Source organism: Cupriavidus sp. H39 (assembly GCF_050271075.1).
Lineage (GTDB): Bacteria > Pseudomonadota > Gammaproteobacteria > Burkholderiales > Burkholderiaceae > Cupriavidus > Cupriavidus necator_B.
Genome location: NZ_CP189848.1, coordinates 3,513,220 through 3,528,660, shown reverse-complemented (window position 1 = coordinate 3,528,660; position 15,441 = coordinate 3,513,220). Strand labels below are relative to the sequence as shown.

The 15,441-nt window shown below is 67.1% G+C and carries 17 protein-coding genes; 16 read left to right on the top strand and 1 reads right to left on the bottom strand.

The genetic code is table 11. From position 1 onward, the window contains the following. Positions 1–1,464, top strand: coding sequence for a glutamate synthase subunit beta (locus tag ACOCMH_RS31740; RefSeq protein WP_427311634.1), 1,464 nt, complete (start codon positions 1–3; stop codon positions 1,462–1,464). A gap of 72 nt (positions 1,465–1,536) precedes the next feature. Here ACOCMH_RS31740 and ACOCMH_RS31735 read toward each other — a convergent pair whose 3' ends face one another. After that, positions 1,537–2,076: a GNAT family N-acetyltransferase gene (locus ACOCMH_RS31735; RefSeq protein ID WP_427311632.1), complete on the bottom strand. Its 540-nt coding sequence runs from the start codon at positions 2,074–2,076 to the stop codon at positions 1,537–1,539. Positions 2,077–2,295: 219 nt separating this feature from the next. Between ACOCMH_RS31735 and ACOCMH_RS31730 the strand changes: the two genes are divergently transcribed. The 15 genes from ACOCMH_RS31730 to hisB all read left to right on the top strand — a co-directional run bounded on the left by ACOCMH_RS31730 (position 2,296) and on the right by hisB (position 15,385). Beyond that, entirely contained in the window at positions 2,296–3,384 is a 1,089-nt protein-coding gene (locus tag ACOCMH_RS31730) for a tripartite tricarboxylate transporter substrate binding protein (RefSeq protein ID WP_427311630.1), read from the top strand. A gap of 178 nt (positions 3,385–3,562) precedes the next feature. Continuing rightward, entirely contained in the window at positions 3,563–4,381 is an 819-nt protein-coding gene (locus ACOCMH_RS31725) for an ABC transporter ATP-binding protein (protein ID WP_427311629.1), read from the top strand. Continuing rightward, positions 4,378–5,157: a lipid asymmetry maintenance ABC transporter permease subunit MlaE gene (gene mlaE, locus ACOCMH_RS31720; RefSeq protein ID WP_427311627.1), complete on the top strand. Its 780-nt coding sequence runs from the start codon at positions 4,378–4,380 to the stop codon at positions 5,155–5,157. The genes ACOCMH_RS31725 and mlaE overlap by 4 nt, the downstream gene beginning before the upstream one ends. A gap of 82 nt (positions 5,158–5,239) precedes the next feature. Further along, positions 5,240–5,752, top strand: a complete 513-nt coding sequence (gene mlaD, locus ACOCMH_RS31715; RefSeq protein WP_427311625.1) for an outer membrane lipid asymmetry maintenance protein MlaD — start codon at positions 5,240–5,242, stop codon at positions 5,750–5,752. Continuing rightward, positions 5,749–6,675 carry an MlaA family lipoprotein gene (locus ACOCMH_RS31710; RefSeq protein ID WP_427311623.1) on the top strand — a complete coding sequence of 309 codons (927 nt, stop codon included), beginning with the start codon at positions 5,749–5,751 and terminating at the stop codon, positions 6,673–6,675. Before mlaD ends, ACOCMH_RS31710 begins: the two co-directional genes overlap by 4 nt. 198 nt (positions 6,676–6,873) lie before the next feature. Next, on the top strand, positions 6,874–7,503 hold the full coding sequence (locus ACOCMH_RS31705; RefSeq protein WP_427311621.1) for an MlaC/ttg2D family ABC transporter substrate-binding protein: 630 nt from the start codon (positions 6,874–6,876) through the stop codon (positions 7,501–7,503). 146 nt (positions 7,504–7,649) lie between these two features. Beyond that, entirely contained in the window at positions 7,650–7,958 is a 309-nt protein-coding gene (locus tag ACOCMH_RS31700; RefSeq protein WP_427311619.1) for an STAS domain-containing protein, read from the top strand. Between the two features lie 261 nt (positions 7,959–8,219). Beyond that, positions 8,220–9,170: an ABC transporter ATP-binding protein gene (locus ACOCMH_RS31695; protein WP_427311617.1), complete on the top strand. Its 951-nt coding sequence runs from the start codon at positions 8,220–8,222 to the stop codon at positions 9,168–9,170. Continuing rightward, the gene (locus tag ACOCMH_RS31690; RefSeq protein WP_427311616.1) at positions 9,167–9,988 is read left to right on the top strand and encodes an ABC transporter permease; all 822 of its coding nucleotides are present in this window, start codon (positions 9,167–9,169) and stop codon (positions 9,986–9,988) included. The genes ACOCMH_RS31695 and ACOCMH_RS31690 overlap by 4 nt, the downstream gene beginning before the upstream one ends. A 44-nt stretch (positions 9,989–10,032) precedes the next feature. Then, complete coding sequence (locus ACOCMH_RS31685; RefSeq protein WP_062801931.1) at positions 10,033–10,281, top strand: BolA family protein; 249 nt, start codon at positions 10,033–10,035, stop codon at positions 10,279–10,281. 80 nt (positions 10,282–10,361) lie between these two features. Further along, entirely contained in the window at positions 10,362–11,612 is a 1,251-nt protein-coding gene (murA, locus tag ACOCMH_RS31680) for a UDP-N-acetylglucosamine 1-carboxyvinyltransferase (RefSeq protein WP_427311614.1), read from the top strand. Positions 11,613–11,621: 9 nt separating this feature from the next. Then, a complete protein-coding gene (gene hisG, locus ACOCMH_RS31675; protein ID WP_427311612.1) occupies positions 11,622–12,296 on the top strand; it encodes an ATP phosphoribosyltransferase in 675 nt (224 codons plus the stop codon). Between the two features lie 30 nt (positions 12,297–12,326). Further along, positions 12,327–13,664 carry a histidinol dehydrogenase gene (gene hisD, locus ACOCMH_RS31670; protein WP_427311610.1) on the top strand — a complete coding sequence of 446 codons (1,338 nt, stop codon included), beginning with the start codon at positions 12,327–12,329 and terminating at the stop codon, positions 13,662–13,664. 28 nt (positions 13,665–13,692) lie between these two features. After that, positions 13,693–14,793 carry a histidinol-phosphate transaminase gene (hisC, locus tag ACOCMH_RS31665; RefSeq protein ID WP_427311609.1) on the top strand — a complete coding sequence of 367 codons (1,101 nt, stop codon included), beginning with the start codon at positions 13,693–13,695 and terminating at the stop codon, positions 14,791–14,793. Between the two features lie 4 nt (positions 14,794–14,797). Beyond that, positions 14,798–15,385, top strand: a complete 588-nt coding sequence (hisB, locus tag ACOCMH_RS31660; RefSeq protein WP_427311607.1) for an imidazoleglycerol-phosphate dehydratase HisB — start codon at positions 14,798–14,800, stop codon at positions 15,383–15,385. The last annotated feature ends 56 nt before the right edge of the window (positions 15,386–15,441 follow it).

Sequence of the window (15,441 nt, the reverse complement as noted above, 5' to 3'; positions counted from 1 at the left end):
ATGGGTAAGGCGACTGGCTTTCTCGAATTTCCGCGCCAGAACGAAGGCTACGAACCGGTAGTCAAGCGCGTGAAGCACTACAAGGAATTCGTGTTCGCGCTGTCCGACAGCGAAGCGAAGCTCCAGGGTGCGCGCTGCATGGACTGCGGCATCCCGTTCTGCAACAACGGCTGCCCGGTCAACAACATCATCCCCGACTTCAACGACCTGGTGTATCGCCAGGACTGGAAGTCGGCGATCGAGGTGCTGCACCAGACCAACAACTTCCCCGAGTTCACCGGCCGCATCTGCCCGGCACCGTGCGAGGCCGCCTGCACGCTGGGCATCAACGAGCTGCCGGTGGGCATCAAGTCGATCGAGCACGCCATCATCGACAAGGCCTGGGAAGAAGGCTGGGTCAAGCCGCAACTGCCGCGCCACAAGACCGGCAAGACCGTGGCCGTGGTCGGCTCCGGCCCCGCCGGCATGGCCGCCGCCCAGCAGCTGGCACGCGCCGGCCATGACGTGACCGTGTTCGAGAAGAACGACCGCATCGGCGGCCTGCTGCGCTACGGCATCCCCGACTTCAAGATGGAGAAGACGCTGATCGACCGACGCATCGAACAGATGCAGGCCGAAGGCGTGACCTTCCGTGCGGGCGTGATGGTGACCGACGGCGAACTGCCGGCCGGCATCAAGAACTACGCGCGGGAAACCATCTCGGCCCAGGCCCTGATGGAACAGTTCGACGCCGTGGTGCTGGCGGGCGGCTCGGAAGTGCCGCGCGACCTGCCGGTGCCGGGCCGTGACCTGGCGGGCATCCATTTCGCGCTGGAGTTCCTGATCCCGCAGAACAAGGAAGTCGCGGGCGATGGCGCCAACGAGATCCGTGCCGAAGGCAAGAACGTGATCGTGATCGGCGGCGGCGATACCGGCTCCGACTGCGTGGGCACGTCCAACCGCCACGGCGCCACCTCGGTGACCCAGTTCGAACTGCTGCCGCAGCCGCCGGAAGAAGAGAACAAGCCGCTGGTGTGGCCGTACTGGCCGATCAAGCTGCGCACCTCGTCGTCGCACGACGAAGGTTGCGAGCGCGACTGGTCGGTCGCCACCAAGGAATTCATCGGCGAGAACGGCAAGGTGACGGCACTGAAGGCCTGCCGCGTCGAATGGAAGGACGGTCGCATGCAGGAAGTGGAAGGCAGCGAGTTCATCCTGCCGGCCGACCTGGTGCTGCTGGCGATGGGCTTCACCAACCCGGTGGGCTCGATGCTGGAAGCGTTCGGCGTCGACACCGACGCGCGCAAGAACGCCAAGGCCTCGACCGAGGGCGAGCGTGCCTACCACACCAACGTACCCAAGGTGTTCGCCGCCGGCGACGTGCGCCGCGGCCAGTCGCTGGTGGTGTGGGCGATCCGCGAAGGCCGCCAGGCCGCGCGCTCGGTCGATGCGTTCCTGATGGGGCATACCGACCTGCCGCGCTGATCCGGCGTTACCGTCCGAACAAAAAGCCCGCCTGGCGCAAGCCGGCGGGCTTTTTCTGTTGGGGGCCGGGGTTCAGCCGGCCAGTGTCCGCTCCATCAGCACCGCACCGGCGCCGTATGCCGCCAGCTTGCCGGCATGCCGGGCGGACATCTGCGCCGGCACCGGGGCGTACCCGAGCCTGCGCCACCACGGCGCCGCGGCCTGCACCGCGACCAGCCGCGAGCGCCGCAGCCCTGCGGCGTGCGCCGCTGCCTGCGCCGCCGCGTACAGGCGCGGCGCCAGTCCGGCGCCGCGGCCGGCGGGCGCCACGGCCATGTCGTGCACAAACCAGGTCAGGGTGTCAGGGGCGGCATTCCGGCGCCAGCCATCGTCGAGCACGCCGTCCAGCGGCGGCAGGCTGTGTTCGGGCCAGGCGTGGGTGAACAGGTAGGCGGCGAGGGTGCCGCGCTGCGCGGGGCCGTGCGCGACCGAGCAGGTGGCCGGCGACAGCGCCAGCCGGCTGGCCAGCGCCGCCTGGCCTTCCAGCAGACCCTCGGCATAGCAGCTGGCCTGCACCGCGAGCACGGCCGGCAGGTCGGACCAGACCATGGGCCGCACGGTGAATTTCGTCATCGGCGGATTATAGCCATGCCCTGCGCCGCCCCCCGCCGGGGCGCATTTGGCAAGGCGTGGCAAGGCTTTCAGGGTTCTCCCGGCTATGGTTTACGTGCCTGTGGCGGCCCCGGCATTGTCCTTACAATTTTCTAAAACAAACAACGGAAACTGCCTCGCCAATCCTTTTTCCCCAGAACCAGTTTGCCGCCTCCTCAGGAGACGGGCCGGAGGAAAACGATGTCCGAAGTGCGCAATTTGTCGCGGCTTTGGCGAGGTAAAGCGAAGTTCGCGCCGCGCCTGCCCGCGGCCGCCGCCCGGCGCTGGCTCCCGCCCGTGCTATGCCTGTACGCCCTGGGATGTGCCACCCTGGCTTTCGCCGTGCCGGCCAGGCCCGCGCATGCCGGCACCCAGCCGCTGGCGCGCAGCATGACGTTCCCTGACCGCCCTATGCGCCTGATCGTGCCGTTCCCGGCCGGCGGCGTCGCCGACGCCGTGGCGCGGATGCTGGCCGAGCACCTGTCGGCCAGGCTGGGTGTGCCGGTCGAGGTAGACAACCGTCCCGGCAGCGCCGGCACCATCGCCGGCGATGTCGTCGCCAAGGCCAGCTCCGATGGCCATACGCTGCTGTTCCACCAGGCCAATATGCTGATCCAGCCGGGGCTGGAGCCAGTGCCGTACGACGTCGTGCGCGACTTCACGCCGGTGGCGCGCGTGGCCACCACGCCGCTGTTCCTGGTGATCGACGCGCGGCTGCCGATGCGCACCCCGGAACAATGGATGACCGCGGTCAAGTCGAGTCCCGGTTCCTACAGCTATGGCTATGGCCAGCCCGGCAGCCCTTCGCACCTGTACGCCGAATACGCGGTGCGCGGCCTGCGCGGTGGTGTGCCGCTGGTCACCAGCAAGGGCGAGGCCGCGGTGGTGCAGGAAATGCTGGCCGGCCGTATCAGCGCCTGTTTTTGTTCGTTCGCGGCGGTCCAGAGCCAGGTCAGGAGCGGCGGGCTGCGGCTGGTCGGCGTGACCGGTGTGGCGCGTTCGCCACTGGCACCGCTGGTGCCGACGCTACAGGAATCGGGGCAGGATGGCTACGCCGCAGCGGCCTGGTTTGGCGTGATGGCGCCGGCCAAGACGCCGCGCGCGATCGTGGCGCGGCTGGCGGGGGAGCTTGAAGGCGTGATGTCCGAGCGGGAGGTGCGTTCGCGCCTGCAGGCCGCCGGCCTGACGCCGCTGCGCGACTCGCCGGAGGCATTTGCCACCGCGATTCGCTCGGAATCGATCCAGTGGCAAGTCATCCTGAGGGATTTGCCGACCGCCCAGGAGCCTTGAGCCGTACGGCGTCATGGCGGCGATCAGGCCGGTTTCCCTGGGGAATCGGCCTGATGGCGTTGCAGCCAGGAGAATTCTGAGGCACCGCGGGCACGATTCATGTGGCGCGCGGCACACGGGTACCAGCAGGGCTAGGTAGTACACCTTATAATGCGCCCCTGTCCCGACCGGTGCCAACGTGACCGATTCTGCTCAAAACCTTGTCGAACTGACTGCGGTGGATTTCGCCTATGCGGACCGCGGCAAGCCGATCCTGTCCGGCCTGACCATGCAATTCCCGCGCGGCAAGGTGATCGCGGTGATGGGCGGTTCGGGCTGCGGCAAGACCACGGTGCTGCGGCTGGTCGGCGGCCAGGTGCGGCCGCAGTCGGGCGCGGTGCGCTTTGCCGGCACGGATATCCACCAGCTGGACACCGCCGGCCTTTACGCCGTGCGCCGCCAGATGGGCATGCTGTTCCAGTTCGGCGCGCTGTTTACCGACCTGTCGGTGTTCGACAATGTCGCATTCCCGCTGCGCGAGCACACCGACCTGCCCGAGTCGATGATCCGCGACCTGGTGCTGATGAAGCTCAACGCGGTCGGACTGCGCGGCGCGCGCGACCTGATGCCGTCGCAGATCTCCGGCGGCATGGCGCGGCGCGTGGCGCTGGCCCGCGCGATCGCGCTGGATCCGGCGCTGCTGATGTATGACGAGCCCTTTGCCGGCCTGGATCCGATCTCGCTGGGCCTGACCGCGCGCCTGATCCGCAGCCTCAACGACGCGCTCGGCGCCACCACCATCATCGTCTCGCACGACGTGCACGAGACCTTCCAGATCGCCGACTACGTCTATTTCATTGCCGACGGGCGCATCGCCGCCGAAGGCACCCCCGAGGCCCTGCGCGCCTCCACCGATCCGTTCGTGCATCAATTTGTCCATGCCGAGGCCGACGGCCCGGTGCCGTTCCACTATGCCGGACCGTCGCTGGCCGAGGATTTCGTCGGGGGGGCGCGGTGATCGGCTTCTTTACAGCCATCGGCGCCGCGGTGCGCCGCAGCGTTTCCGGTCTCGGCCACGCCACGCGCATGTTCCTGACGGTGCTGGGCCTGTCGCCCGCGCTGCTGCGCCGCTTCCGGCTGGTGACCGACCAGGTCTTCTTTGTCGGCAACCTGTCGCTGGTGATCATCGCGGTATCCGGCCTGTTTGTCGGCTTCGTCCTCGGGCTGCAGGGCTACTACACGCTCAACCGCTACGGCTCCGAGCAGGCGCTGGGGCTGCTGGTGGCGCTGTCGCTGGTGCGTGAACTGGGCCCGGTGGTGACCGCGCTGCTGTTCGCGGGCCGTGCCGGCACTTCGCTGACCGCCGAGATCGGTCTGATGAAGGCGGGCGAGCAACTCACGGCCATGGAAATGATGGCGGTCAATCCGCTGCAGCGCGTGGTCGCGCCGCGCTTCTGGGCGGGCGTGATCGCCATGCCGGTGCTGGCTGCGATCTTCAGCGCGGTGGGCATCCTGGGCGGCTACGTGGTCGGCGTGCAGCTGATCGGCGTCGACGCCGGCGCATTCTGGTCGCAGATGCAGGGCGGCGTCGACGTGCGCGCCGACGTGCTCAACGGCGTGATCAAGAGCTTCATTTTTGGCATCGCGGTGACGTTCATTGCGCTGTACCAGGGATTCGAGGCCAAGCCCACGCCGGAAGGCGTCTCGCGCGCGACCACCCGCACCGTGGTGATCGCGTCGCTGGCGGTGCTGGGGCTGGATTTCCTGCTGACGGCGCTGATGTTCAGCAACTGAGCGGGGCGCCAGCGGGCCACAATGCGGGAAGCACGACAACAAGGCAGCGACAGACACTACGGGGTTGAAGAAAGAGATTCCAATGAAAAAGAACACACTCGATTTCTGGGTGGGGCTGTTTGTGGCGGCAGGGTTCGTCGCCTTGCTCTTCCTGGCTCTCAAGGCGGGAAACATGAGCGCCTTCAGCTTCCAGGACACCTATAGCGTGCAGGCCCGCTTCGACAATATCGGCGGGCTCAAGCCGCGCGCGCCGGTCAAGAGCGCGGGCGTGGTGGTCGGCCGGGTCGCGGCGATCCGCTTCGACGACAAGACCTACCAGGCCACCGTCGAGATGAGCCTGGAAAAGCGCTACCAGTTTCCCAAGGACACTTCGGCCAAGATCCTGACCTCGGGCCTGCTGGGCGAGCAGTACATCGGCCTGGAAGCCGGCGGCGACACCGCCATGCTGGCCGACGGCGCGCGCATCACCATGACGCAGTCCGCCGTGGTACTTGAAAACCTGATCGGGCAGTTCCTGTACAACAAGGCCGCCGATGCCGGCGGCGGCGCGTCCACCGGCGCCAGTGCGCCGGCCCCGGCTGGAGATCTCAAGTGAACGCCGCCCGCCACCTCCGGAGCATCCTGGCCACGGCGGCCGCCGCGGCGGCGCTTGCCGGTTGCGCCACCGGCCCCACCGCCAACCCGAAGGACCCGCTGGAGCCGTTCAACCGCGAGGTCTCGAAGATCAATGAGGACTTCGACAAGGGCATCCTGCGCCCGGTAGCCCAGGTCTACGCCGACTACATGCCCACGCCGGTGCAGCGCGCGGTGGAGAACTTCTTCTCCAATGTCAGCGATGTCTATTCGGCGGTGAACAACCTGCTGCAGGGCAAGCCGACACGCGCGGCGGAAGACACCATGCGCGTGGCCATGAACACCGTGCTGGGCATCGGCGGCCTGATCGACATCGCCACCCCGGCGGGCCTGCCCAAGTACAAGGAAGACTTCGGCCAGACGCTCGGCGTGTGGGGCGTGCCGGCCGGCCCGTACCTGGTGCTGCCGCTGTTCGGGCCGAGCACGTTCCGCGACACCGCCGGCATGCTGGTAGACCGGCAGGCGGACCCGTCGGCGTACTTCTATCCGGTTTCGCTGCGCAATTCGCTGGTTGGCGTGCGCATCGTCGCCGGCCGGGCCCAACTGCTGGGCGCCAGCAACCTGCTGGAGCAGGCGGCGCTGGACAAGTACTCGTTCCTGCGTGACTCCTACCTGCAGCGGCGCCAGTACCTGATCTACGACGGCAATCCGCCGGGTGCCGAAGACGAGGACGAGACCGAAGGCTCTGCGCCGGCCGCGACCGACGCCAGTGCCGCGCCGGCACCCGCAACGGCTCCGGCTCCGGCTCCGGCGGCGGATGGTGCGTCGGCCCCTGCCGCCGAGCCGCCCAAGCCTGGCGCCGCGGGCGAGACCCAGCCAGAGGGCCAGAGCATGCCGATGCCGCCGGTGCTGCCGGGTGGCTTGCCGGGGGTACGCTTCCGCTGAGGCGATGAACACGTCACTGGCGCTGTGAATGCGCTGTGACCGCTGAAACAAATTGTTTGTAGGTGGCGCAAGCTGCGCTTTTCACGGCAGCGTGCGCGACGCCGCTATGTTCCAATCTGTACGGACCCGTGCCCTCCCGATATGTATCGAGGGGCCGGTGTGCGGGTCCGGACCTCTTTGATAAGAAGGAAATCTCACATGCTCAAGCGACTGTTGCTCCCCCTCCTGACGGCGGTTGCCTTCGCGGGGACCGCGCAGGCCCAGGTATCGGCTCAGGACGCGGCCTCCCCGGACGCGCTGGTCAAGGCCGTGGTCAACGACGTAATGTCGACCGTGAAGGCCGACAAGGACATGCAGGCCGGCAATATCGGCAAGATCACCGCGCTGGTCGAACAGAAGATCATTCCTAACGCCAACTTCCAGAAGACCACGCAGATCGCCATGGGTCGCAACTGGTCCAAGGCGACGCCCGAGCAGCAGAAGCAGATCACCGAGGAATTCAAGACCCTGCTGATCCGCACCTACGCCGGCGCCATCGCGCAGATCCGCGACCAGACCGTGCAGTACCGGCCGTACCGCGGCACCGCCGACGACACCGATGCCACCATCCGCACCCAGGTGCTCAACAAGGGCGAGCCGATCCAGATGGACTACCGCCTGGAAAAGACCGCGCAGGGCTGGAAGGTCTATGACATCAACGTGCTGGGCGCGTGGCTGACCGAGGCCTACAAGGGCAGCTTCAACACCATCGTCGGCCAGCAGGGCGTCGAAGGCGTGATCAAGACGCTGCAGGACCGCAACCGCCAGCTTGCCAACGCCAAGAGCTGACCTGCGCCGGCGGCGCGCCGCTGCAATGCAGCACGGCGCGTCGATGTGCACTACAATGGCCGTTCGCGACACAGGCTCCCGCCCCCGCGCGGGCGCCTTCGTTTTTAGTCCCTTATTTTCATTTCCGCATCCAGGCCACTGACGCCATGCTTTCGCCGGGTAACTCGCTGACCAACCAGAATGCCGCCGCCGTGCTGCGCGACGGGCTGGCGCGCGTGGCCCAGGGCGACGTCGAGGTGGACTGCACCGGCCTGGCGCAGGCGGACTCATCTGCCGTCGCCGTACTGCTGGCGTGGCATCGGGCCGCCGTGGCGCGCGGCCAGGCGCTGGTGCTGCGCGGCGTGCCGGCGCCCCTGGCGCAACTGGCCAGCCTGTACGGCGTAGACGGCCTGCTCGGCCTGGCGAGCGCAATCGCCCCAGCCGCCATCCCACCGCGACACCATCACCGACATTGATCCGGCATCGCCGGTCGCCAGCCTGGCGGCCGCACGCGATGCCGCGACGACCGCCTCGCGCGGCCGTCGAGCCCCCGGGACGGATCCGGCGGGGATCAAGCGGGACCAACCCCGCATCCCCTATAATTCCGGGTTGTTCGCCCATCCCCCTGCCTGTTGCCGGCCCAATCCATGCCGGACCAGGTTATCCGGGCACGCAGTTGCTCCCCATTTCCTGGCGGCCAGCCCCGAAAGAGCCGGACCCGCCACAAACAATCGGCCATGAAAGCCATTGAAATCCACGACGTTCGCAAGCGCTACCGCAACCTGCAGGCGCTCAAGGGCGTCAGCTTCACCGTCGAACGCGGCGAATTCTTCGGCCTGCTCGGGCCCAACGGCGCCGGCAAGACCACGCTGATCTCGATCCTCGCCGGCCTGAACCGGGCCGATTCCGGCCGCGTCAGTGTGCTGGGGCACGATGTCGTCGCCGATTACCGGATGGCGCGGCGTATGCTGGGCGTGGTGCCGCAGGAGCTGGTGTTCGATCCGTTCTTCACGGTGCGCGAGACGCTGCGGCTGCAGTCCGGCTATTTCGGCCTGACTCGCAACGACGACTGGATCGACGAAATCATGGCCAACCTGGACCTGACCGGGAAAGCCGACGCCAATATGCGCCAGCTTTCGGGCGGCATGAAGCGGCGCGTGCTGGTGGCGCAGGCCCTGGTGCACCGTCCCCCGGTGATCGTGCTCGACGAGCCCACCGCCGGCGTCGACGTGGAGTTGCGGCAAACGCTGTGGAAGTTCATCTCGCGCCTGAACCGCGAAGGGCACACCATCATCCTGACCACGCATTACCTGGAAGAGGCCGAGGCCCTGTGCGACCGCATCGCCATGCTCAAGTTCGGCGAAGTGGTGGCGCTGGACCGCACCAGCAACCTGCTGACCCAGTTTGCCGGCCTGCAGCTGGTGCTGACTTTCGCGCGCGGCAACCTGCCGCCAGCGCTGGAGCCGCTGCGCATGCCGGCCAACCCCGGCGAACGCGCGGTGCGGCTGCGGCTGTCGGGCTACCAGGCAGTGGAGCCGATCCTGGCCGCCTGCCGCGAAGCGGGCTGTGACATCGAAGACATGGAAATCAACAAGGCCGACCTCGAAGACGTATTCGTGCAGATCATGCGCCGCGAAGGCCATATGCCCGGCGCGCTGCCCGATCCGGCGATGGAGGCTGTGGCATGAAGCAGCCTGGCGAGATCGAAATCCTGGAAGACGCCCGCCTCGGCCCGATGGCCGTCGGCAGCCTGGTCGGCTTCCGCACCCTGCTTTACAAGGAAGTGCTGCGCTTCTGGAAGGTGAGCTTCCAGACCGTCGCCGCGCCGGTGCTGACCGCGGTGCTGTACCTGCTGATCTTCGGCCATGTGCTGGAAGACCGGGTCAAGGTCTATGACCAGATCAGCTACACCGCCTTCCTGGTGCCCGGCCTGGTGATGATGAGCGTGCTGCAGAATGCGTTCGCCAACAGCTCGTCGTCGCTGATCCAGTCCAAGATCACCGGCAACCTGGTGTTCGTGCTGCTGCCGCCGCTGTCGCACTGGGAGATGTTCGGCGCCTACGTGGTGGCCTCGGTGATCCGCGGGCTGACCGTCGGCCTGGGCGTGCTGCTGGTGACGGCTTGGTTCGCCAACCTGCACTTCGCCAACCTCGGCTGGATCCTGGTGTTTGCGCTACTGGGTGCGGGCATCCTCGGCACGCTGGGGCTGATCGCCGGCATCTGGGCCGAGAAATTCGACCAGCTGGCCGCGTTCCAGAACTTCCTGATCATGCCCGCGACCTTCCTGTCCGGCGTGTTCTATTCGATCCATTCGCTGCCGGCCTTCTGGCAGGCGGTGTCCCATGCCAATCCGTTCTTCTACATGATCGACGGCTTCCGCTATGGCTTCTTTGGCGTCTCCGACGTGTCGCCGCTGTTCAGCCTGGCGGTGGTCGGATCGGCGTTCGTGGTGCTGGCCGCGCTGGCGCTGCGCCTGCTGAAGTCCGGATACAAGCTGCGCCACTGAGCCGCAGCACCCCAAACATGAAGTGAAAGCCTGAAGAGAACCCCATGCTGCCTACACCGGAACAAGTCAGGGACTACATTGCCCAAGGACTGCCCTGCGAACATCTGCAAGTCGAGGGCGATGGCCAGCACTTCTTTGCCACCATCGTCAGCAACGAATTTGAAGGCAAGCGGCTGATCCAGCGCCACCAGCGTGTCTACGCGGCGCTGGGCGACCGCATGCGCGCCGAGATCCATGCGCTGTCGATGAAGACGCTGACCCCTGCCGAGTGGCAGGCTGGCGAAGGCAAGTAAGCTGCCCGGAATAATGCGCCGCGCCTTGCGCGGCTCCAGAACAATGACGCCGGGCGTGTGCCCGGCACAGACGACAGAACATGGACAAATTCCAGATCCACGGCAACGGCCCGCTCAAGGGTGAAATCCGCGTATCGGGCGCCAAGAACGCCGCCCTGCCAATCCTGTGCGCGGGCCTGCTGACGGCCGATACCGTCGCGCTGGACAACGTGCCGAACCTGCAGGACGTGCGCACCACGCTCAAGCTGCTGCGCCAGATGGGCATGCAGGCCGAGCTGGATGGCGCCCGCGTGACGCTTAACGGCGCCGACGTCAATCTGCTTGAGGCCCCGTACGAACTGGTCAAGACCATGCGCGCCTCGATCCTGGTGCTCGGTCCGCTGGTGGCGCGCTTTGGCGAGGCCCGCGTGTCGCTGCCCGGCGGCTGCGGCATCGGCGCGCGCCCGGTCGACCAGCACATCAAGGGCCTGCAGGCGATGGGCGCCGAAATCACCATCGAACATGGCTTTATCCATGCCCGCGCCAAGCGCCTGAAGGGCGCGCGCGTGGTCACCGACATGATCACCGTGACCGGCACCGAGAACCTGCTGATGGCCGCCACGCTGGCCGAAGGCGAAACCGTGCTAGAAAATGCCGCGCGCGAGCCCGAGGTAACCGACCTGGCGCAGCTGCTGGTCAAGATGGGCGCGAAGATCGACGGCATCGGCACCGACCGCCTGGTGGTGCACGGCGTCGAGCGCCTGCACGGCGCCAGCCACAGCGTCATTGCCGACCGCATCGAGGCCGGCACCTTCCTGTGCGCGGCGGCCGCGACCCTGGGCGACCTGGTGCTGCGCAACGTGCAGCCCGAGATCCTCGACACCGTGCTCGACAAGCTGCGCGAAGCCGGCGCCAGCATCGAGACCGGCGCCGACTGGATCCGCCTGGCGATGCCGCACCGCGCCCGCGCGGTAAGCTTCCGCACCTCGGAATATCCGGCCTTCCCGACCGACATGCAGGCCCAGTTCATGGCCCTCAACGCCGTCGCCGAGGGCACCGCGCGCGTGACCGAGACCATCTTCGAAAACCGCTTCATGCACGTCCAGGAACTGAACCGCCTGGGCGCCGACATCACCGTCGAAGGCAATACCGCGGTGGTCAACGGCGTGCCGCGCCTGTCGGGCGCCAACGTGATGGCGACCGACCTGCGCGCCTCGGCCAGCCTGGTGATCGCCGGCCTGGTGGCCGATGGCGAGACCGTGATCGACCGCATCTACCACCTGGACCGCGGCTACGACCGCATGGAAGACAAGCTGTCGGCAGTGGGCGCGAAGATCCGCCGCATTGCCTGAGGAAGTCCGATGAGCCCCACTTTCAACGCATCGCCCGACCAGTTGACGCTGGCGCTGTCCAAGGGCCGCATCTTCACCGAGACGCTGCCGCTGCTGGAAGCCGCCGGGATCCGCGTCACCGAGGATCCCGAGACCTCGCGCAAGCTGATTCTGCCGACTTCCGATCCGGCGGTGCGCGTGGTGATCGTGCGTGCCTCGGACGTGCCGACCTATGTGCAGTACGGCGCGGCCGACTTCGGCGTGGCCGGCAAGGACGTGCTGATGGAAAACGGCATGGCCGGCCTGTACGCGCCGATCGACCTGAACATCGCGCGCTGCCGCATGTCGGTGGCGGTGCCGGCCGGCTTTGACTACGCCAACGCGGTGCGCCAGGGCGCGCGCCTGGCCGTGGCCACCAAGTACGTGCAGACCGCGCGCGAGCATTTTGCGAAAAAAGGCGTTCACGTCGACCTGATCAAGCTGTACGGTTCGATGGAGCTGGGCCCGCTGGTGGGCCTGTCCGACGCCATCGTCGACCTGGTCAGCACCGGCAGCACGCTGCGCGCCAACAACCTGGTCGAAGTGGAAGAAATCGTGCAGATCTCGTCGCGGCTGGTGGTGAACCAGGCCGCGCTCAAACTCAAGCGCGAGCGGCTGGCACCGATCCTCGACGCCTTTGAACGCGCTTCGGCGGCACTGGCCTGAGGCCGTGGCCGCCCGAGAAGGAAAGAAGTCATGAACCCAACCGAAATGGAAAACCTGCCGGTCCGCCGGCTCGATTCCAGCGCGCCGGGCTTTGCCGAGGCGCTGCGCCAGGTGCTGGCCTTCGAGGCTGGCGAGGACGAGGCCATCGATCGCGCCGCCGCGCAGATCCTGGCCGACGTGAAGGCACGCGGGGACGCCGCGGTGCTCGAATACACCCGTCGCTTCGACCGTGTCGAAGCGGCGTCGATGGGCGCACTGGAGGTCGCGCAGCAGCAGCTGGAAGCCGCGCTCGAAGACCTCGAGCCCAAGCGCCGCGCGGCGCTTGAGGCCGCCGCCGCGCGCGTGCGTGCCTACCACGAGAAGCAGAAGATCGAATGCGGCAGCCACAGCTGGGAATACACCGAGGCCGACGGCACCATGCTGGGCCAGAAGGTGACACCGCTGGACCGAGTCGGCATCTACGTGCCGGGCGGCAAGGCCGCGTATCCGTCGTCGGTGCTGATGAATGCGATTCCGGCGCGCGTGGCGGGCGTGAAGGAAATCATCATGGTCGTGCCCACGCCGGGCGGCGTGCGCAATGAACTGGTGCTGGCCGCGGCGCAAATCGCCGGCGTCGATCGCGTGTTTACCATCGGCGGCGCCCAGGCGGTTGGTGCGCTGGCCTATGGCACCGCGACGCTGCCGCAGGTCGACAAGATTGTCGGCCCCGGCAATGCCTACGTCGCCGCGGCCAAGCGGCGCGTGTTCGGCACCGTCGGCATCGACATGATTGCCGGCCCGTCCGAGATCCTGGTGATCTGCGACGGCACCACCGACCCCGACTGGGTGGCGATGGACCTGTTCTCGCAGGCCGAGCACGACGAACTGGCGCAGTCGATCCTGCTGTGCCCGGATTCAGACTATATCGCCCGCGTCGAATCCAGCATCCAGCGCCAGCTTGGCACCATGCCGCGTCGCGACGTGATCGCCGCGTCGATCTCCGGCCGTGGCGCGCTGATCAAGGTGCGCGACATGGAAGAGGCCTGCGAGATCGCCAACGCGATCGCGCCGGAGCACCTCGAGATCTCCGCCGAAAACCCGCGCCAGTGGAGCGAGAAGATTCGCCACGCCGGCGCCATCTTCCTGGGCCGCTATACCAGCGAGTCGCTGGGCGACTACTGCGCCGGCCCGAACCACGTGCTGCCGACCTCCCGCACCGCGCGCTTCTCGTCGCCGCTGGGCGTCTATGACTTCCAGAAGCGCTCGAGCCTGATCGAGGTGAGCGAGGGCGGGGCGCAGATGCTCGGGCAGATCGCCGCCGAACTGGCCTATGGCGAAGGGCTGCAGGCCCACGCCCGCAGCGCGGAATACCGTTTCAAGCGTAGCTAACCCTGACCCAACCCACTCTGGAGCTTCCATGTCAGTCGTAGAGCCCTCCCTGATCGAACGCATCATCCGTGACGACGTGCGCGCCATGGGCGCTTACCACGTGCCGGATTCGCACGGTCTGGTCAAGCTCGACGCGATGGAGAATCCCTACCGCCTGCCGGCCGAACTGCGCGAGCAACTGGCCGCGCGGCTCGGTGAGGTCGCACTGAACCGCTATCCGGTGCCCAGCAGCGAAGCGCTGCGCGCGAAGCTGAAGACGGTGATGCAGGTGCCGGCCGGCATGGACGTGCTGCTCGGCAACGGCTCGGACGAAATCATCAGCATGCTGGCGCTGGCCGCGGCCAAGCCGGGTGCGAAGGTGATGGCACCGGTGCCGGGCTTTGTCATGTATGCGATGTCGGCGCAGTTTGCCGGCCTGCAATTCGTCGGCGTGCCGCTGCGCGCGGACTTTACGCTTGACCGCGCCGCCATGCTGGCGGCGATGGCCGAGCACCAGCCTGCCATCATCTACTTGGCGTACCCGAACAACCCCACCGGCAACCTGTTCGATGCCGACGACATGGAGGCCATCGTCCGCGCCGCCCAGGGCGAAGCCTGCAACAGCCTGGTGGTGGTCGACGAGGCCTACCAGCCGTTCGCCCAGCACAGCTGGATGCCGCGCCTGGTGGAGTTCGGCAACCTGCTGGTGATGCGCACCGTATCGAAGCTGGGCCTGGCCGGCATCCGCCTGGGCTACCTGGCCGGCGCCCCCGAATGGCTGGCGCAGCTGGACAAGGTGCGCCCGCCCTACAACGTCAACGTGCTGACCGAAGCGGCCGCGCTGTTCGCGCTCGAACACGTGTCCGTACTGGACGAACAGGCCGCGCAACTGCGCGCCGAGCGCGCCCGCGTGGCCGACGGCATGGCCGCGCAGCCCGGCGTTACCGTGTTCCCAAGCGCCGCCAACTTCGTGCTGGCGCGCGTGCCGGATGCCGCACAGACCTTCGACCGCCTGCTGGCCCGCAAGGTATTGATCAAGAACGTGAGTAAAATGCACCCGTTGCTGGCCAATTGTCTGCGCGTCACGGTCAGCACGCCCGAAGAAAACGCGCAGTTCCTTGAGGCATTCGCAGCGTCGCTGCAGGATTAACACCATGCGTGTTGCAGAGGTCACCCGCAATACTTCGGAAACGCAGATTCGCGTTTCCCTGAATCTCGACGGCAGCGGCCGCCAGAAGCTGGCGTCCGGCGTACCGTTCCTTGACCACATGCTGGATCAGATCGCCCGGCATGGCATGTTCGACCTGGAAGTCGAAGCCACCGGCGACACGCATATCGACGACCACCATACGGTGGAAGACGTCGGCATCACGCTCGGCCAGGCGGTTGCCAGGGCCATCGGCGACAAAAAGGGCATCACCCGCTACGGCCACAGCTACGTGCCGCTGGACGAATGCCTGTCGCGCGTGGTGATCGATTTCTCCGGCCGCCCCGGCCTGGAGTTCCACGTGCCGTTCACGCGCGCGCGCGTTGGCAGCTTCGACGTGGACCTGACCATCGAGTTCTTCCGCGGCTTCGCCAATCATGCGGGCGTGACCCTGCATATCGACAACCTGCGCGGCATCAATGCCCATCACCAGTGCGAAACGGTGTTCAAGGCCTTTGGCCGGGCCTTGCGCATGGCGGTGGAACTGGACCCGCGCGCGGCCAACACGATCCCGTCGACCAAGGGTACCCTCTGAGCTTCCTGAAACCGTAGGCGTGCCGGCTGATTGCGGCGCCCGCTGACCTTCCCGGC